The organism is Microbacterium paulum (assembly GCF_015707995.1).
Lineage (GTDB): Bacteria > Actinomycetota > Actinomycetes > Actinomycetales > Microbacteriaceae > Microbacterium > Microbacterium paulum.
Window position 1 is genome coordinate 47,577 of record NZ_JAAGRY010000008.1, and the last position, 17,961, is coordinate 65,537.

Below are 17,961 nucleotides of genomic sequence, written 5' to 3' on the forward strand. Positions count from 1 at the left end.
CCGGCGCTGAGTGCGCCGCCGACCCCCTGTCGGCCGCTGCGGCCGGTCACGATATCCATCCCTCCACGGTACGCCTCGCGTCTCGATGACGAAACGGGGGAATGCGCCGGGCGCGGGGATGCTTGGATCAGAGCATGACCCGCATCGGCACGAGCGACCTCGACGTCTTCCCCCTCGCCCTCGGCGGCAACGTGTTCGGCTGGACGGCCGACCGGGACGCCTCGTTCGAGATCCTCGACGCGTTCCATGGCGGCGGTGGCGACTTCATCGACACGGCCGACTCCTACAGCGCCTGGGTGCCGGGTCACGAAGGTGGCGAGAGCGAGACGATCATCGGCGAGTGGCTCGCGAGCCGCGGGCTACGCAACGACGAGGGCGTCACGATCGCCACCAAGGTCAGCCAGCACCCGCAGTTCCGGGGGCTCGCCGCCAGCAACGTGCGCGCCGCGGCCGAGGCATCCCTCACGCGTCTCGGCCTCGATCGCATCGACCTGTACTACGCGCACTTCGACGACGCCGAGACCCCGCTCGAAGAGACCGTGGCGGCCTTCGGCGCGCTCGTCGCCGACGGGCTCGTGCGCTACACGGCGGTGTCGAACTACTCCGCCGACCGCATCCGCGAGTGGGTGCGCATCGCGCGCGAGCTCGGCGTCGCCGAGCCCGCCGCGATCCAGCTGCACTACAACCTCGTGCACCGCGAGACCGAGAACGACATCGTGCCCGTCGCCGAAGAGCTCGGGCTGTCGCTCGTGCCCTACTTCGCCCTCGCGAAGGGGTTCTTGACCGGAAAATACCGGTCGACGGATGCCACGGACGGCGGCCACACGTCGCCGCGCGCCGAGGGCGCGGCGAAGTACGCGACCCCGCAGGGGCTGCAGATCCTCGAGGTGCTGGAACGCGTCGCCGACGCGCACGGGGTGTCGGTGGCATCCGCGTCCCTCGCGTGGCTGCGCGCGAAGCCCACCGTCGCAGCCCCGATCGCGTCGGCCTCGAAGGTAACGCACGTGCCCGATCTGCTCGACGGGGCGACGACCGACCTCACCGCCGACGAGGTCGCCGCGCTCGACGAGGTGTCGGAGTGGACGCCGCTCGACATGTGAGCCGTCCGCCAGGATGGACCCATGCCCGATCCCTACGCCCACGGCCATCACGAGAGCGTGCTGCGCTCGCACCGCTGGCGCACCGCCGAGAACTCTGCCGCCTACCTGCTGCCCGCCCTCGCGCCGGGGGTGAGCGTGCTCGACGTCGGTGCGGGACCGGGCACGATCACGCTCGATCTCGCCGAGCGGGTCGCCCCGGGTCCCGTGCGCGGGGTGGATGCCTCGGCCGACGTCGTCACGCAGGCCGAGGCGGCACGCGTGGCATCCGGCCTCGACAATGCGAGCTTCGCCGTCGACGACGCCTACGCCCTCGACTCGGCAGACGGGGCGTGGGATGTCGTGCACGCGCACCAGGTGCTGCAGCACCTGGTGCGGCCGGTCGACGCACTGCGCGAGTTCCGCCGGGTCGTGGCGCCGGACGGCGTGGTCGCGGCGCGCGACGTCGACTACAAGGGCGTGATCTGGTGGCCTCTGCTGCCCGGCCTCGCCGAATGGCTCGAGGTGTATCTCGCGGCCCATCGGGCGACGAGCGGTGAACCGGCTGCCGGGCGGCGCCTGAAGGCGTGGGCGCGCGAGGCGGGGTTCGCCGATGTGCGCTCCTCGGCGTCGGTGTGGCTGTTCGAGACTCCCGATGACCGCGCGTGGTGGGGCGGCATGTGGGCCGACCGTGCGCTGCAGTCGTCGTTCGCCGACAACGTGCGGCGCCACGGCATCGGAGACCAGGCGACACTCGAGCGGATCAGCGCGGCGTGGCGGGAATGGGCCGAGCACCCCGACGCCTGGATGCTGCTGCCGCACGGCGAGATCCTCGCTCGCGGCTGACGGCCGTCACGGCGCGAGGCGCTCGATCGCGGCGATGAAGGCGTCGAGGTCGAACGCGAACTGGGCCGCGCCGTTGTCGTCGACCCGCGCGTCGACGAGGTCGCGCAGCGCCGGGTAGCCCTGCCGCTCGGCGGCGAAGGTGGCGCGCAGGGCTTCGATCTGCGGGTGGCCGCCCTCGCGGGCGCCGATCACCGCGTCTTGGGCGAACCCGCGGCAGATCGTGACGAGCAGGTGCATGGCACGGCTCACCGTGACGCGGTCGAGCCCCGCGGCCAGCATCCGCTCGGCGATCACCTCGGCCGGGCCGGCGAGGGCGAGATCGCTGGGGCTCGTGAAGCGGAAGTACGCGAGCCACTGGCCCGTGTCGACGAGACTGTGCCACATGTTCTCGGCGTAGGCGCGGCAGGCGTCTTGCCAGCTCTCACCGAGGTCGAGGTCGACCGCGTCGAAGCGAGCGCGGACGGCGTCGATCGCGAGCAGCTCGAGCAGGCTTTCGCGATCGGTGACGTGATGGTTCAGCGCCTTGCGGTCGACGCCGAGCGCCGTCGCGACCTCTTGCATCGTGAGTTCGTCGGGGTCGAGCCCGCGGGCGGCTGCGACGATGGCCTCGGTGTCGAGCCCGGCGCGCGTGCCGCGCCCACGGCGGGTGCTCGGCGCGGCGTCGGACATGGTGTCGACTCTAGCCCTCATCGGCTACTCTTTCCCGCACGGGAATAGTACTTCCCGCTCGGGAATTGACTCGGATGACCACGGGTCGCGGCACCTCACCGCGGCCACTCATGAAGGAGATGTCATGTCGCAGAAGCACCACTGACCGCATCGAGCATTATCGGAGCCTGGCTCGACAGCGAGGTCGGCGGCCCGCTCGTGCGCGGCCTGCTGGCCGCGTCGGGAGCGGGCGAAGAGACTCTCGCCCCGCTGCGCGGCCTGCCGCTGCAGCAGCTCATCGCGCCCAGCCAGGGCCAGATGCCGTAATCGGTCGTCGACGACCTCGTTCGCGCCGCCAACGGCGGAGTCATCCCCGAAGAGGCCGCCCCGGCCGGGTGGGTCGAGAAGACCACGCCGGGCCGCTTCTCGGGTAAGACGGTCATCGTCACGGGCGCCGCGAGCGGCATCGGCCGCGCGACCGCCGCGCGGATCGCACGAGAAGGCGGGCGCGTCGTCGCCGTCGACATCTCGGCCGACAAGCTGACCGAGTTCGCCGCGTCGCTGGAAGGTCACATCGACGCCGAGATCGTCACCGTCGCGGGTGACATCACGACGCAGGAATCGGTCGACGCGATCGTCGCCGCCGCCGGCGAGCGCATCGACGCCCTCGCCAACGTCGCGGGCATCAACGACGACTTCTCGCCGCTGCACGAGACGACGGATGCCATGTGGGATCGCGTTCTCGCGGTCACCGTCACCGGTGCGTTCCGCCTCACGCGCGCCGTGCTGCCCGCGATGATCGCCGCCGGCGCCGGCGCCGGGTCGATCGTGAACATCGCCTCGGAGGCGGGGCTCCGCGGCTCGGCGTCGGGCAACGCCTACACGACGAGCAAGCATGCCGTCATCGGCATGACCAAGTCGGCAGCGTTCATGTACGGCCCGAACGGTGTGCGCGTGAACGCCGTCGCGCCGGGTGGGGTCGCCACCGGCATCCCGTTCCCCCCGCACGTGTCGGAGGCGGGCCAGGCGCGGCTGCCGCCGTTCCAGGCATCCATCCCCACGCTCGCGACGGCCGAACAGCTCGCGGCATCGATCACCTTCCTTCTCTCTGACGACGGCGTGAACCTGAACGGGGTCGTGCTGCCGAGCGACGGCGGCTGGTCGGTGCAGTAAGCGGTACGGGGCCGCGAGGGCGGCGACGTACGCTGGAGGCATGACCTCTGCGCGCGCCGCCCTCGCGGCCTTCGCCGTCGATGCGGTCCTCGTCGTGCTCTTCGCCGCGACCGGGCGGCTGAGCCACGCCGAGAACGTGCTCGTGGGGCTATGGACCACGGCGTGGCCGTTCCTGCTCGCCCTCGTCGCGGGCTGGCTCATCACGCGGGCGTGGCTCGCGCCGCGCGCGGTGGTGCGCACGGGACTGCCCGTCTGGGCGATCACGGTCGCGGGCGGGATGGTGCTGCGCGCCGCGGTGGGGCAGGGCGTCGCCGTCTCGTTCATCATCGTCGCGGCGATCGTGCTGTTCGTGCTGCTGGTCGGCTGGCGCGCGCTCGCGCTCCTCGTCTCGCGCAGGCGTGCCGCAGCGACCACGCGCTGACACCCCGACGCGTGTCGGGGCCGCGCGGTACGCTCGCTCGCGTGTCGGAACCGGTGCACCACCTCACGCGTGAGCAGGCGCGACGGCTCGCGGTGCGCGCGCAACTGCTCGACGCGGCGCGGCCCGGAGACGTGGTCGAAGCCGCCGAGCAGCTCGGCGCGATCAAGATCGATCCGACCGCGACAATCGCTCCGTCGGAGCAGACGATCCTGTTCAGCCGCATCGGCTGGGGGTACGAGCCGGGGCAGCTCACCGCGGCGGTCGAGCGCGACCGGCTGCTGTTCGAGTACGACGGGCATTTCCGCCCCGTGACGCTGCTGCCCGCACACCTCGCACGCATGCGTGGGCGGGTGTTCCGGGCGCAGGCGACGCAGTGGCTCGAGGCCAACGCGCGCTTTCGCGCCGACGTGCTCGCCCGCTTGCGCGCCGAGGGGCCGATGCTCGCGGCGCAGATCCCCGACACGAGCCAGGTCGCCCATCGCAACGAGGCCGGCTGGTACGGCTCGAACCAGGTGCCCCGCATGCTCGAGCTGCTGTCGTACGTCGGCGAGGCCGCGATCGTCGGGCGCGAAGGCCGCCAGCGGGTGTGGGATCTCGGCGAGCGCGTCTACGCCGACGTGCCGGTGCTCGGCTACGACGACGCCGGCGCGGTGCTGGAGGAACACCGGTTGCAGGCCGCCGGCATCGCGCGGCAGAAGTCGCCGTGGACGCCCGTGGGAACGGCCGGCGCCCTGGCATCCGTCGAAGGGTCGGCGTGGCGCTGGCGCGTCGACGCCGCCGCACTCGACACCCTCGACGACGACCCGGGCGGGCGCGTGGCGATCCTCAACCCCTACGACGGCATGCTCTTCGACCGGCCGCGCCTGAAGGAGCTGTTCGGTTTCGAGTTCGTGCTCGAGCAGTTCAAGCCGAAGGCGCAGCGGCGGTTCGGCTATTTCGTGCACCCGATCCTCGTCGGCGACCGCTTCGCGGCGCTGCTCGATGCCGAACTCGACAAGAAGAAAGAGAACCTCGTCGTCACCGCCGTGCACGAGCTCGACCCGGTCGATGACGTGCTCCGCCTCGACGACGAAGAGCGCGAGATGGTGGATGCCGAGATCAGCGACCTCGCGGAGTGGCTGGGCGTTCCCGTGGTGCGGGCCCGCTGACCCTCACTCCCGCTCGCCCGGCGTCACACGACGACACGCGATTGGTGCCCTGCCGCCCGTGCGCACGACGATGGGGGAGCGCGCGCGAGCGCCGCACAGAAGGGACGGGCGTCATGGCGACACAGGTCACAGGCGACGGCGGGGCCGGCAGGCGCGGCTTCTCGACGAGGCAGCTGCACGAGCGCGCCGCAGGCGCCGCACCGACGGCGCGCGCGACCCCGATCTATCTGACCGCCGGGTTCGAGTTCGACGAGTACGAGCAGGCCGCCGCGCACTTCGGTGAGGGCCGCGGCTACGCCTACACCCGCATCGGCAACCCCACCGTCGAGGCCGTCGAGCACACCCTCGCCGCGCTCGAGGGCGGGTCGCAGGCGCTGCTGCTCTCGAGCGGGCAGGCCGCGACGAGCGTCGCGCTGCTGAGCCTTCTCGAATCGGGCCAGCACGTCGTGTCGTCGACGCACATCTACGAGGGCACGCGCGGGCTGCTGCGCGACAACCTCTCGCGCCTCGGCATCGGCACGACGTTCATCGACGACATCGACGATGTGGATGCCTGGGAGGCGGCGATCCGCCCCGAAACCCGCGCCCTGTTCGCCGAGTCGATCTCGAACGCCGCGAACCGGCTCGTCGACATTCCGGCGCTCTCGGATGTGGCCCGGCGCCACGGCATCCCGCTCGTCATCGACAACACCTTCGCGACGCCGTATCTCGTGCGCCCGATCGAGCAGGGCGCCGACGTCGTCGTGCACTCGGCGAGCAAGTTCCTCGCCGGGCACGGGAGCGTCTTGGGCGGCGCGATCGTCGACAGCGGACGGTTCGACGCCGAGCGGTCGGGGCACCTCTTTCCGCACCTGATCGCGCCGGGGCGGGGCGGCTTGCCGTCGATCGCCGAGCGCACCGGGGGAGATGCGCGCATCGCCTACGCACGCGAGAGCGTCGCGCCGCGGTTGGGGCCCACCCCGTCGCCCCTGAACGCCTTCTTGATCGGGCAAGGCATCGAGACCCTGAGCCTGCGCGTCGAGCGCCAGAGCGCGAACGCGCTCGCCGTCGCTCAGTGGCTCGACGGGCGCCCCGAGGTCGCGTCGGTCGACTACGTCGGGCTCACGACGCACCCCGACCACGCTCTCGCCGGCGCGCTGCTGCCGGACGGATTCGGGTCGGTGTTCAGCTTCACGTTGCGCGCCGACGGCGACGGTGACGCGGCCGGCACCGCCCGGCGCTTCGTCGAGGCCCTCGAGGTGTTCACGCACATGACGCACCTCGGCGACGTGCGCTCGCTCGTGCTGCACCCCGCCTCGACCTCGCACGCCTTCCTGAGCCCCGACGAGCGCGCGGCACTCGGCGTCCACGACGGCACCCTGCGGGTCTCGATCGGCATCGAAGACGTCACCGACCTCATCGGCGATCTCGCCCAGGCCCTCTCGGTCGCCGCCGACGTGGGCGTCGCGGTCGTCGCATGAGCGCGGGCGGCCGCCCGCAGCACTTCGGGTGGTTCCTGGCCCGCGGGTTCGGACCGCACGGCTGGGGGCATCCGTACCTCGACTGGGACTACGACTGGACCCGCCCGGGCCTCTACCAGCAGTCGGCGCGCGAACTCGAACAGGCCGGTTTCGATTTCGTGCTGATCGAAGATGCGCCCTCGCTCGGCTCAGCCGAGACGATCGACCTGCGCGTGCGGCACGCGTTCGGTGGGCCGAAGCACGACCCGCTGTTACTCGCGCCCTACCTCTTTCAGGCGACGCAGCACCTCGGCGTGATCCCGACCGTGAACCCCGCCGCCTCCCTGCCCTACACGGCCGCGCGGCAGTTCGCGACGCTGCAGCACCTGAGCGCCGATCGGCTCGGGCTCAACGTCGTCACCGACACCGGTAGCGCGCGGCACTTCTCGGCCGCGGCGCCGCTCGGTCACGACGACGCCTACGACCGCGCCGAGGAGTGGCTCACCGGCATCCGTTCGCTGTGGCGTTCCTGGGGTGAGGGTGCCCTCGTGCGCGATGCCGCGTCGGGTGTTTACGCCGACGGCACGCGCATGGATGCCACGGCGCACCGCGGTGCGCACTACGCGTTCGACGGGCCGCTGAACGCCGTGCCGTTCGAACGCGGCGAACCCGTGATCGCCTCGCCCGGAGGATCGGGGCGCGGGCTCGCGTTCGCGGGGGCGAACTCCGACATCCAGCTGGCGCTCGCGCCGCTCAGCGAGAAGAGCGTGCGCGAGTACCGCGCCCGCATCCATGCCGCCGCCGTCGCAGCCGGACGCGCGCCGTCGGACGTCACGATCATGTTCGCGATCCAGCCCGTGATCGTCTCGTCGGCGGAGGAGGCCGACCGGCTCGTGGCCGCGTCTGCGACACCGTCCGACCCGACCTTGCGCGAGGTCGCCCGGCGCCAGTCGAGCGACCTCGAGACCGATCTGACCTCGCTCGACCTCGACGCGCCGCTGCCGGAGGGTCTGTTCGCCGACCACGTGTCGCAGGGGTCGATGCGTCGCCTCGTGGGCGACCGCGACCCGGCGACGACGCCGCTGCGCGCGCACCTGGGCGCCCTCGCGCGCCTCGGGCGCATCTCCGACCGCTCGGGTTTCGTGGGCACGGCCGACGAGTTCGCCGACCTCGTCGAAGAGCTCGGCGAGTGGGGCAACGACGGCGTGCTGCTGTGGGGCGATCTGCACCCCGTGACCGTGCACCGCACCCTCGACGAGCTCGTTCCGATCCTCCGTCGTCGCGGCATCCTGCGCCGCGAGTACACCGGTGCGGGCCTGCGCGCCGACCTGCGCGCGTTCTAGCGTTCTAGCTTTCTCGCTTTGTCGCGGCGCGCCGCCGCCGCACGGCGAAGGCCCCGGCACCCGCGCGTGCGGGACGCCGGGGCCTTCGCGTGCGCTCAGCTCAGGCCGTTGGCTGCCAGCCACGCCGATGCGATGTCCTTCGAGGACTTCTGGTCGACGGTCGACTCGACGTTCAGCGCGACGAGGCCTTCGGGGGTGAGCGCGGCGCTCACCTTGTTGATGACGTCGGCGATCTTGTCCGACACACTCGTGCTGACCACGGGCACGACGTTCGAGGCGAGGAAGAGGCCCTCGGGGTCGGCGAGGGTCACGAGGTCGTCGGTCTTGATGCGCGGGTCGGCGCTGTAGACGTTCGCGATCTGGATGTTGCCGGCGACGAGCTCGTCGACGGTCGTGTCGGCCGTGCCTCTGAAGGTCACGTCGACGCCGTACTTCGACTTCAGGCCGCTGGGGCCGTAGGGCCGGGTCTCGAGCTCAGGGGGACCGCCGAGCACGAGATTCGGGATGCCGGCGAGGTCGGCGATGCTCTTCAGGTTGTGCTCCTGCGCGAACGCGGCCGTCACGTTGTACGAGTCCTGGTCGGTCGCGGGCGACTGATCGAGCACCGTGAGGCCCTCGGGTAGTGCTTCCTTCAGCGCCGCGTACACCTCGTCGGACGAGGTCGCGGTGGTGTCGGGGTCGAAGAACTGCAGCAGGTTGCCGGTGTACTCGGGGAAGAGCTGGATCGTGCCGTCTTCGAGCGACGGGATGTAGGCGTCGCGCTGGCCGATGTTGAACTGGCGCTCGACGGAGAAGCCGGCTCCCTCGAGGGCCTGCGCGTAGATCTCGGCGATGATCTCGTTCGAGTAGTACGCCTGCGAGCCGATGACGATGGTGTCGGATGCCGGGGCGGCGGACGTCTCGCCGCCGGTGAGCGGGTCGCCGCCCGACGAGCACGCGGACAGGGCGAGGACGGCCACGGCGGCCGCGCCGACGGCGGCGGTCGCACGGGTGCGGATGCGGGACATGGTGTGCCTTTCGTGAGGATGCTGTGTGATGCGGGATGGGGTATGTCAGGTGGTCGCGCCGGCGGTGCGGCGGCGGGAGCCGTGCGGCGCGACGGGCTCGGACTTCTGCCACGCCGTCCGACCGGCGACGCCGCGCGGCACGACGACATGCTGGAGCAGGGCGAACAGCCCGTCGAGGGCGAGCGCGAGCACGACGACGATCAGCGAGGCCCCGAGAATCTGCGGGAAGCTGCGGATCTGGATGCCCTGGATGATGAAGAACCCGAGGCCGCCGAGGCCGACGTACGCGGCGATCGTGACGGTCGCCACGACCTGCAGGGTGGCCGAGCGGAGGCCCCCGATGAGAAGGGGCAGGCCGAGGGGCACCTCGATCTTCCAGAGCACCTGCCACTCGGTCATGCCGACCGCGCGCCCCGCATCGATGACGGTGCGGTCGATCGCCTCGAAACCGGCGTAGGCGCCGGCGAGGATCGACGGGATCGCGAGAAGGACGAACGCGACGACCGCCGCCTCGGTCTTGTGCACGACGCCGAGGAGCAGCACGAGCAGCACGACGAGACCGAGCGAGGGGAGGGCGCGCGCGGCGCCCGAGAGGGCGACGGCGATCTCGCGCCCGCGGCCGGTGTGGCCGATGAGCCACCCGAGCGGGATCGCGATGACGGCGGCGATCGCGACCGACCCGAACGTGAACGCCAGGTGCTGCCACACCGCGAGCGGCAAAGGCAGCGATCCGGTCAGGCGATCGGGGGAGAAGATCCAGGCGAAGGCCTCGGCGAAGACGTTCATGCGACACCTCCCGCGAGGCGTGCGCGCGCCGCGGAGCGTTCGCTGCGGGTCTGGGTGCGCCGTGGCATCCACGGCAGGGCGATGCGCCCCGCGAGCACCAGCAGCAGGTCGACGATGAGCGCGATGACGACCACCGCGACGACACCGGCGAGGATCTCGGGCACGATGCGGCGCTGGAAGCCGTTCGTGAAGAGGTAGCCGAGGTTCGACTGCCCGATGAGCACGCCGACCGTCGCGAGCGAGATCGTCGAGGTGGCGGTGACGCGCAGGCCCGCCAGCAGTACGGGGCCGGAGAGGGGCAGATCGACCGTCCAGAAGCGCCGCCACGGCCCGAAGCCGACCGCGATGGCCGCGTCGCGCGTGGCGGGATCGACCGATTCGAGGCCGTCGGTGACCGATCGGGTCATGATCGCGACGCCGTAGATCGTGAGCGCGACGACGAGGTTCGTCTCTGAGATGAGCGGCACGCCCGCCGCGGCGAGGAGGGCGAATAGCCCGAGCGAGGGGATCGTGTAGAGCAGCCCGATCGTCGTGAGCACGGGCCCGCGCAGGATCGTGTAGCGCCAGGCGGCCCAGCCGATCGGGAGGGCGATCACGAAGCCGAGCGCGATCGCGATGACGCTCTGCCGGATGTGGTCGAGCGTCAGCGACCAGATGAGGTCGAGGTTGTCGAGCACCCACGTCACGGGGCGGCCTCCGGCGTAGCGGCTGCCTCGTCGACGAGCACGCCCTGGGTGCGCCCGGCGGCATCGACGAGCACCGTGCCGCGCGCCGTCCGCTTGGCGTGCAGGGCACGCGCCCCGCGCTCGACGCCGACGAACTCGGCGACGAAGTCGCTCGCCGGGTTCTCGATGATCTCGGACGGGGTGCCGACCTGCGCGATGTGCGCGCCCTTTTCGAGGATGACGACCTGATCGCCGAGCAGGAACGCCTCGTCGATGTCGTGCGTGACGAACACGACCGTCTTGTCGAGGTCGCGCTGCAGGCGGAGCGTCTCGGTCTGCAGTTCGCTGCGGACGATCGGGTCGACCGCGCCGAACGGCTCGTCCATCAGCAGGATGTTCGGGTCGGCGGCGAGCCCGCGCGCGACGCCGACGCGCTGCTGCTGCCCGCCCGAGAGCTGGCGCGGGTAGCGGCCCGCGAGCGACCGGTCGAGCCCGACGATGTCGAGCAGTTCGAGCGCCCGCTCTCGTGCCTGCTTTCTGGGCGTGCCGTTCAGCACGGGCACGGTGGCGACGTTGTCGATCACCGTGAAATGGGGGAGGAGGCCCGCGTTCTGCATGACGTATCCGATGCCGCGGCGCAGCCGGACGGGGTCGCGGTTCTGGATGGGTTCGCCGTCGATCGTGATCTCGCCGCTCGTCGGTTCGATGAGCCGATTGATCATCCGCAGCAGCGTCGTCTTGCCGCACCCCGATGAGCCCACGAAGACGGTGGTCTTGTGGGCGGGCAGCACGAGACTGAAGTCGTCGACCGCCACGGTGCCGTCGGGGAACTGCTTCGTGACGGAGCGGAATTCGATCGCCATGCATCCTCCGGTTCGGGTGGCATCCACCCAACCACACCCCTCCGACATCTCGCAGGGGGCTGGCATGCGGCGTCACACTCGGGTAATGGTGGGCGGGTGGAAACGAGCGAATACGACCTGATCGTCATCGGCGCCGGCGCTGTCGGCGAGAACGTGGCCGACCGGGCCGTGCAGGGGGGCCTTTCTGTCGCCATCGTCGAGGCCGAGCTCGTCGGCGGCGAGTGCTCGTACTGGGCGTGCATGCCCTCGAAGACGTTGCTTCGCCCGGTCGCGGCTCTCCGCGCGGCGCGGGCGGTGCCCGGCGCGGCCACTGCCGTTACCGGCGGCGTCGATGTCGCCGCCACGCTCCGCTCCCGCGACGCGATCGTGCACGAGTGGAACGACGCCGGGCAGGTCGGCTGGCTCGAGGGGGCGGGCATCGATCTCGTGCGCGGCCACGGGCGGCTCGACGGCGAACGGCGGGTGCGGGTCGAGGCATCCGATGGCACCGAGCGCGTGCTCACGGCTCGCCACGCGGTCGCGGTGTGCACGGGATCGGCGGCGCTGCTGCCCGATATCCCGGGCCTCGCCGACGCCGAACCGTGGACGAGCCGCGAGGCGACGGCCGTCGCCGACGTGCCCGCGCGCCTCGCGATCCTCGGCGGGGGCGTCGTGGCGTGCGAGCTCGCGACCGCGTTCGCGTCCTTCGGCACCCGCGTCACGGTGATCGCCCGTTCGGGGCTGCTCGGCCCGTTCGAGCCCTTCGCGGGCGAGGCGGTCGCCGCAGCGCTCCGCGACGCGGGCGTCGATGTGCTGCTGCGCACAGAGGTCGCGGCGGTGCGCCGCGAGGGCGACGAACGCGTGCTGGTGCTGCGCGGCGAGGGCCAGGGCGAGGGCGAGGGCGACGAGGCCCGCGAGGTGCGGGCCGACCAGCTGCTCGTGGCGACCGGTCGCGTGCCGCGCACGGCCGATCTGGGGCTCGAAACGGTGTCGCTCGCGCCGGGTGAGTGGATCGCGGTCGACGACACGATGCGTGTGCCCGGGCTCGATTGGCTCTACGCGGTGGGCGATGTCAACCACCGGGCGCTCCTCACGCACCAGGGCAAGTACCAAGCCCGCGCGGCAGGCGACGTGATCGCCGCGCGCGCCACGGGTGGCGACGTCGATGACCGCCCGTGGGGAACGCACGTCGCGACCGCCGACCACGCCGCAGTGCCGCAGGTGGTGTTCACCGAGCCGCAGGTCGCGTCGGTCGGGCTGACCGAGCGACAGGCGGCGGATGCCGGGGTGCGCGCCCGCACGCTCGACGTCGACCTCGGCGCCCTCGCGGGCTCCGCCACCCATGCCAAGGGCTACGCGGGCACGGCTCGTGCGATCGTCGACGAGGACCGCGGCGTGATCGTCGGGGCGACGATCGTCGGGCCCGACGTCGCCGAGCTGCTGCAGGCCGTGACCATCGCCGTGGTGGGCGAGGTGCCGCTCGCGCGGCTGTGGCACGCGGTGCCCGCCTACCCCACGATCAGCGAGCTGTGGCTGCGTTGGCTCGAGGCCTACGGCCGCCCGCACTGAGCGGACTCGCGGCTTCGCTCTGGGCGAACTCACGGACTCGGCGACACGTGAACGATATATCGTTATGTATCGTTCACACGGCGAAGGAGAGAGCCATGAGCAGTTCGTACGGTCAAGGATTCGGCGGTCAGGGATTCGGTGGTTTCGGGGGCGGCGACGGCCGCGGCATGTTCGGCGGCGCCGGCATGAGCGACCTGTTCGAGACCCTGGGGCAGTTCGGGCGGAACGTCGAAGAGTCGATCGGTCAGCGCTTCGAGCAGAAGGCCGGAACCCGCATGGGCCGCGGCGACGTGCGCGTGGCGATCCTCGCGCTCCTGGCCGAACAGCCGATGCACGGCTACCAGATCATCCAGCAGATCGAAGAGCGCTCCGGCGGATCGTGGAAGCCGAGCCCCGGCTCGGTGTACCCGACGCTGCAGCTGCTCACCGATGAGGGCGCGGTCGAGGTCGAAGAACAGGGCGGGCGCAAGACCTACTCGCTGACCGAGGCCGGCCGTGCCGAGGCATCCGACCGCCCTGCGCCGTGGCAGGGACAGGCGAGCGCGACGGGCGCCGCAACCGGCGAGGCCGGATCGCACGCGCACGGCGCGCGTAACGGCGGCCCCGGATTCGGCGCGCTGCCCAAGGCGGGGGCCAACCTCGCCCAGGCGGCGATGCAGGTCGGCCGCACCGGCACACCCGAGCAGGTGCAGCAGGCCGTCGACGTGATCGACGAGGCCCGTCGCAAGCTGTACGCCATCCTCGCCGAAGGCTGAACGGGATGCCTCAGGGCGACGCCCCGCGCGCCGCCGCCGCGTCGCGCGCGCGCTACCGCCGGATCGTGCGGTTCGCCACCGGGGTCATGCTCGCGACGTGGTGGTTCGAGGTCGTGCTGCCCAGAATCGGGTTCGCCCGCGTGGCGGAGCGCGGGCGCACGGCGCGCCTGCGCCGCATCTCGGCGCGGTTCCGCGTGCTCGCGATCGACCTCGGCGGGCTCATGATCAAGGTGGGCCAGTTCCTCTCGTCGCGCCTCGACGTGCTGCCTCCCGAGGTCACGAGCGAGCTCGAGCAGCTGCAAGACGAAGTGCCGGCGGTGCCGTTCGCCGAGATCAAGGCGCTCGCCGAGAGCGAGCTCGGCGTGCCGCTTCACCGCGCGTACGCCTGGTTCGACGAGACGCCGGTGGCGGCGGCATCCCTCGGTCAGGCCCACCGGGCGCAGCTCTCCGACGACGACGAGAGCATCGCCGGGTTTCGCGAGGTGGTCGTCAAGGTGCAGCGGCCGGGCATCGACGAGGTCGTCGAGGTCGACCTGGCCGCGCTCCGCACGATCGCCGACCGCCTGAGCCGCGTCGGGTTCGTGGCGCGGCGGGTCGACGTGCCCGCCCTCGTCGAAGAGTTCGCCGCGACGAGCCGTGAAGAGATCGACTACCTGCACGAGGGAGTGAACGCCGAGCGCTTCGGCGAGCTGTTCTCCGATGGGGTGCGCGTCGCCGCGCCGACGGTCGTGTGGGAGCGCACGACACCGCGGGTGCTGACCCTCTCCGACGTGACGGCGATCAAGCTGAACGACGTCGACGGGCTGCGTGCGGCGGGCATCGATCCCGCCGAGGTCGCGCAGACCTTCGCCGAGGTGATGTTCGAGCAGCTGTTCGGCGCGGGCTTCTTCCACGCCGATCCGCACCCGGGGAACGTGTTCGTCACGCCCCACGCGCCCGACGCGGCAGGTCGCACGTGGACGCTCACCTTCATCGACTTCGGCATGATGGGCCACGTTCCGCCCGAGCTGCGCGCGGGGCTGCGGCGCATCGTGATCGCGGTCGCCGCACGCGACGGCAAGGGTCTCGTCGCCGGCATCCAGCAGATCGGCGTGCTGCTGCCGTCGGCCGACACGACCGAGCTCGAGCGGGCGCTGACCGAGCTGTTCGCCCGCTTCGGCGGGCTCGGCTTCGGCGAACTGCAAGACGTCGACCCGCGCGAGTTCCAGGCGTTCGCCGACGAGTTCGGCGAGGCGATGCGCGAGCTGCCGGTGCAGCTGCCCGAGAACTTCTTGCTGATCACGCGCGCCGTCTCGCTCACTTCGGGCGTGTGCAGCGCCCTCGACCCCGGCTTCAACGTGTGGCACGCGGTCGAACCGTTCGCGCAGCGGCTGTTGCGCGAAGAGAGCCGCGGTGCGCTGACGGATGCCGCGAAGAGCGTGTTCTCGTACGCGAAGACCATCGTGGGGCTGCCGGTGCGCATCGATCAGGTCGCCGCGCGCATCGACCGCGGCGAGCTCGCCGTCGACACCCCCGAGATCGGGCGGCGCCTCGACCGGCTCGAGAACCTGCTGCGCCTCGTGATCGCGGCGATCGTGTTCGCGGCGATGGTCGTCGGCGGCGCGCTCCTGTGGGGCGCCGTGCCATGGCTCGCGGCGACGCTCGTCGTCGCGAGCGTCGTTCCGCTCGGGTTCGCGCTGTCGGGACTGGCGCGGCGGTCGGGGCGGCGCGGGGGCAGGCCCGTGCACCGCGTGCGACGCACGACCGCGCAGCGCTGACCGGGGGGCTGGGGCGCGGGGTCTGCGAGGATGGCGACATGCCGGGGCTGCACCACGTCGAGATCTGGGTCGCCGACCTCGCCGACGCACGCGCCGACTGGGGCTGGCTGCTCGGCGAGATCGGCTTTCACCGCGAGAGCGCGTGGCCGGAGGGTGAGTCGTGGGGCGTGGGGAGCGCCTACCTGACGCTCACGACGTCGCCGAACCTGTCGGGCGCCGTGCACGACCGTCGCGCGCCCGGCGTGAACCACCTGGCGTTCGCCGCCGGCCCCGCAGACCGGCTCGACGCGATCATGGCGGCGGCCCCGCTCCACGGCTGGCAGCCGCTGTACCACGACCGCTACCCGCACGCGGGTGGTCCCGCGTACTACGCCGGGTGGCTCGAGAACGCCGCCGGGTTCAAGGTCGAAGTGGTGGCCGACGAGGCCCGATCGCGCGCGTCCGCAGCCGCCCGGAATGTCGGAACCCCCTCGTAACGTGAGTGGTATGGAAGGCGTCGAGGCGGTCAGCGCGGAACGGGCGATGGGGCTCGTGCTCGACGCGCTCGTGCCCGCGCGCATGCTCGCCAACCAGGGCGACGCGCACCTCGCCGAAGGGATCGCCGCCGCTCTCGCTTTCGCTGCCGAACGCCCCTGGGTCTACACCGACCTGACGGGCGCCGACGCGCAGCGCGCCGCCGAGCAGGCGGTGCTCATCGAGGTATCGCTGCGGGTGCAGCTCGCTGTGAACCGCGCGCGTGACCTCGCACACGTCGCCGTCACGGCCGCGCGCGATCTGCCCGAGCTGTGGCGTCGCGCGCTCGAAGGGTTCGCTCCCTTCGCGCTCGTCGAGGCGACCGTCAGCGCGCTGACAGCGCTGCGTGCGCCCGCCGGAGCGACGGATGCCGAGGCATCCGCCGCGGCCGATGCGATCGCGCTCGTCGACGCGCAGACCGCCACGTGGGTGCTGTCGGTGTCGCCCGGCGCGTTCCGGCGACGGCTGCGCGTGCTCATCGATCGCCTCGACCCGCGCGCGGCGAGTGTGCGCCACTTCGACGCACACTCCCAGCGACGCCTCGTCGTCGACGATCCCGAAGACGGCATGGCGTGGGTGCACCTGCTGGTGCCCGCGATCGAGGCGATCGCGATCAAACGGCGCGTGAACTCGACGGCGCGGCACCTGCAGAAGGATGCCCGTGAGTATCGCTCGCGCGACCAGGTGCGCGCTGACGTGGCATCCGCGTGGCTACGGGGTGTCGGCACTGGCTCCGAGGCGAAGGTGAAGGTCTTCGTGACCGTGCCCTCCGGCCTGGTCGGCGGGCGCCGGCGCGGAGAGCACGGCGAGTGCACCCTGTGCGGCGGCACCGGCCGCGACGCGCAGGCGCAGATCGTCGGTGGCCCCGTGCTCGATCCCCTCACCGCGCAGCAGCTGTTTCTCGACGCGACGAGCTACCGGCGCCTCATCGTCGATCCGGTGAGCGGCGTTCCGCTCGACCTCGACCGCCGGCGCTACCGTCCGACGCGGTCCCAGCGCGACCTGCTCGTGCTCCGCCACGGCACCTGCTCACGTGACGGCTGCGACCGTCTCGCCGTCGACGCCGAGATCGACCACATCCTCGAATGGCGCCGCGGCGGCCCGACCGATCTCGGCAACCTCCGGCCACTCTGCCCCGCCGATCACCGCGCCCGACATCGAACGCGCCTCGCGTTCCGCACCCGCGGCGACGGCACGACGCAGGTGGTCACCCCCACCGGCCTCGTCAGCGACGAGCCGCCGCCGTTCTGAGGCGACACGTCTGCGTCAGGCAGGTGAATAGGCGCTGAACATCGTCGAGATCGGCGAACATCTCGGATGCCGGGGTGCGAGAGTTCTGGAGATTCTTCGCGCCCCCCTTCCGAAAGGCAGTCATGAACGTCCGCGCCCGAAAGGCATCCGTCCGCTACCGCGCCGTGGCATGAGACGCGCGGCGGTCGCGTCGGCGACGCGCCCCACCGCCGAGGTGCCGGGCGTGCGCGACGAGGTGCTGCGCCCCGCCGCGGTCGCGAAAGTGTGGACGGGCGTCGGTGCGCCCCTCGAGACGATGGCGGTGCCCGGGGTCCTGCTGGCCCCCGGCGACGTGATCGTCGCCGTCGAGCTCGCCACCCTCTGCAGCTCCGACGTGCACATCGCCGCCGGTCACCGATCCGCCCCCGCACCGATGGTGCTCGGCCACGAATGCGTCGGTCGGGTGATGTCGATCGGCGCGGGAGGTGCCCTCGACGTGTCGGGCGCACCGATCGCACTCGGTGATCGCGTGGTCTGGTCGGTCGCGGTCAGCTGCGGCGACTGCGACCGCTGCACCTCGGCCCTGCCGCAGAAGTGCCGTCACCTGCGCACCTACGGCCACGAGCGCATCGGTGCGCACTGGGAGCTCAGCGGCGGCCTCGCCACCCACGTGCACGTGCTCGCGGGCACCGCGATCGTGCCCGTGGGCGAGCGCATCCCGGCGCGCGTCGCCGCGCCCGCCG

18 protein-coding genes are annotated in these 17,961 nt (G+C 71.9%); 13 read left to right on the plus strand and 5 right to left on the minus strand.

Features of this window, described 5'->3' with window-relative positions:
• The first annotated feature begins 134 nt into the window (after nt 1-134).
• On the plus strand, nt 135-1,100 hold the full coding sequence (locus G3N18_RS03520) for an aldo/keto reductase (protein ID WP_196382926.1): 966 nt from the start codon (nt 135-137) through the stop codon (nt 1,098-1,100).
• 21 nt (nt 1,101-1,121) lie between these two features.
• Complete coding sequence (locus tag G3N18_RS03525; protein WP_196382927.1) at nt 1,122-1,922, plus strand: methyltransferase domain-containing protein; 801 nt, start codon at nt 1,122-1,124, stop codon at nt 1,920-1,922.
• A gap of 6 nt (nt 1,923-1,928) precedes the next feature.
• Here the strand turns inward: G3N18_RS03525 and G3N18_RS03530 are convergent, their stop codons facing one another.
• Nucleotides 1,929-2,591, minus strand: a complete 663-nt coding sequence (locus G3N18_RS03530; protein WP_196382928.1) for a TetR family transcriptional regulator — start codon at nt 2,589-2,591, stop codon at nt 1,929-1,931.
• Nucleotides 2,592-2,939: 348 nt separating this feature from the next.
• Here G3N18_RS03530 and G3N18_RS03535 point away from each other — a divergent pair, with 348 nt between their 5' ends.
• The 5 genes from G3N18_RS03535 to G3N18_RS03555 all read left to right on the plus strand — a co-directional run bounded on the left by G3N18_RS03535 (nt 2,940) and on the right by G3N18_RS03555 (nt 8,094).
• Nucleotides 2,940-3,743, plus strand: a complete 804-nt coding sequence (locus tag G3N18_RS03535; protein ID WP_338038225.1) for an SDR family NAD(P)-dependent oxidoreductase — start codon at nt 2,940-2,942, stop codon at nt 3,741-3,743.
• A 40-nt stretch (nt 3,744-3,783) separates the two neighbouring features.
• The gene (locus tag G3N18_RS16010; RefSeq protein ID WP_196382929.1) at nt 3,784-4,164 is read left to right on the plus strand and encodes a DUF3054 domain-containing protein; all 381 of its coding nucleotides are present in this window, start codon (nt 3,784-3,786) and stop codon (nt 4,162-4,164) included.
• Nucleotides 4,165-4,205: 41 nt separating this feature from the next.
• A complete protein-coding gene (locus G3N18_RS03545; RefSeq protein WP_399548633.1) occupies nt 4,206-5,312 on the plus strand; it encodes a DNA glycosylase AlkZ-like family protein in 1,107 nt (368 codons plus the stop codon).
• A 113-nt stretch (nt 5,313-5,425) separates the two neighbouring features.
• Nucleotides 5,426-6,772 carry an O-acetylhomoserine aminocarboxypropyltransferase/cysteine synthase family protein gene (locus G3N18_RS03550; RefSeq protein ID WP_196382930.1) on the plus strand — a complete coding sequence of 449 codons (1,347 nt, stop codon included), beginning with the start codon at nt 5,426-5,428 and terminating at the stop codon, nt 6,770-6,772.
• Nucleotides 6,769-8,094: an LLM class flavin-dependent oxidoreductase gene (locus G3N18_RS03555; protein ID WP_196382931.1), complete on the plus strand. Its 1,326-nt coding sequence runs from the start codon at nt 6,769-6,771 to the stop codon at nt 8,092-8,094. The genes G3N18_RS03550 and G3N18_RS03555 overlap by 4 nt, the downstream gene beginning before the upstream one ends.
• 95 nt (nt 8,095-8,189) lie before the next feature.
• Here G3N18_RS03555 and G3N18_RS03560 read toward each other — a convergent pair whose 3' ends face one another.
• From G3N18_RS03560 to G3N18_RS03575, 4 genes are read right to left on the minus strand one after another with little or no spacing between them, the layout of a single operon-like run.
• Nucleotides 8,190-9,101, minus strand: coding sequence for an ABC transporter substrate-binding protein (locus G3N18_RS03560; RefSeq protein WP_196382932.1), 912 nt, complete (start codon nt 9,099-9,101; stop codon nt 8,190-8,192).
• 45 nt (nt 9,102-9,146) lie between these two features.
• A complete protein-coding gene (locus G3N18_RS03565; protein WP_196382933.1) occupies nt 9,147-9,887 on the minus strand; it encodes an ABC transporter permease in 741 nt (246 codons plus the stop codon).
• The gene (locus G3N18_RS03570; RefSeq protein WP_196382934.1) at nt 9,884-10,573 is read right to left on the minus strand and encodes an ABC transporter permease subunit; all 690 of its coding nucleotides are present in this window, start codon (nt 10,571-10,573) and stop codon (nt 9,884-9,886) included. Before G3N18_RS03570 ends, G3N18_RS03565 begins: the two co-directional genes overlap by 4 nt.
• Entirely contained in the window at nt 10,570-11,415 is an 846-nt protein-coding gene (locus tag G3N18_RS03575) for an ABC transporter ATP-binding protein (protein ID WP_196382935.1), read from the minus strand. The genes G3N18_RS03570 and G3N18_RS03575 overlap by 4 nt, the downstream gene beginning before the upstream one ends.
• 96 nt (nt 11,416-11,511) lie before the next feature.
• On the opposite strand from G3N18_RS03575, the gene G3N18_RS03580 reads away from it, so the two are divergent.
• The 6 genes from G3N18_RS03580 to G3N18_RS03605 form a co-directional block, all read left to right on the plus strand.
• Nucleotides 11,512-12,963 (plus strand): FAD-dependent oxidoreductase, encoded by a 1,452-nt coding sequence (locus G3N18_RS03580; RefSeq protein ID WP_196382936.1) that lies wholly within the window; start codon nt 11,512-11,514, stop codon nt 12,961-12,963.
• 95 nt (nt 12,964-13,058) lie between these two features.
• Nucleotides 13,059-13,718, plus strand: a complete 660-nt coding sequence (locus tag G3N18_RS03585) for a PadR family transcriptional regulator (protein ID WP_230403827.1) — start codon at nt 13,059-13,061, stop codon at nt 13,716-13,718.
• Between the two features lie 5 nt (nt 13,719-13,723).
• Nucleotides 13,724-15,475 (plus strand): ABC1 kinase family protein, encoded by a 1,752-nt coding sequence (locus G3N18_RS03590; RefSeq protein WP_196382937.1) that lies wholly within the window; start codon nt 13,724-13,726, stop codon nt 15,473-15,475.
• Between the two features lie 38 nt (nt 15,476-15,513).
• Complete coding sequence (locus tag G3N18_RS03595) at nt 15,514-15,951, plus strand: VOC family protein (RefSeq protein ID WP_196382938.1); 438 nt, start codon at nt 15,514-15,516, stop codon at nt 15,949-15,951.
• 10 nt (nt 15,952-15,961) lie between these two features.
• A complete protein-coding gene (locus tag G3N18_RS03600; RefSeq protein ID WP_196382939.1) occupies nt 15,962-17,239 on the plus strand; it encodes an HNH endonuclease signature motif containing protein in 1,278 nt (425 codons plus the stop codon).
• Between the two features lie 169 nt (nt 17,240-17,408).
• Nucleotides 17,409-17,961 (plus strand): alcohol dehydrogenase catalytic domain-containing protein (locus tag G3N18_RS03605; protein ID WP_196382940.1); only part of this gene is annotated, 553 nt, incomplete at its 3' end.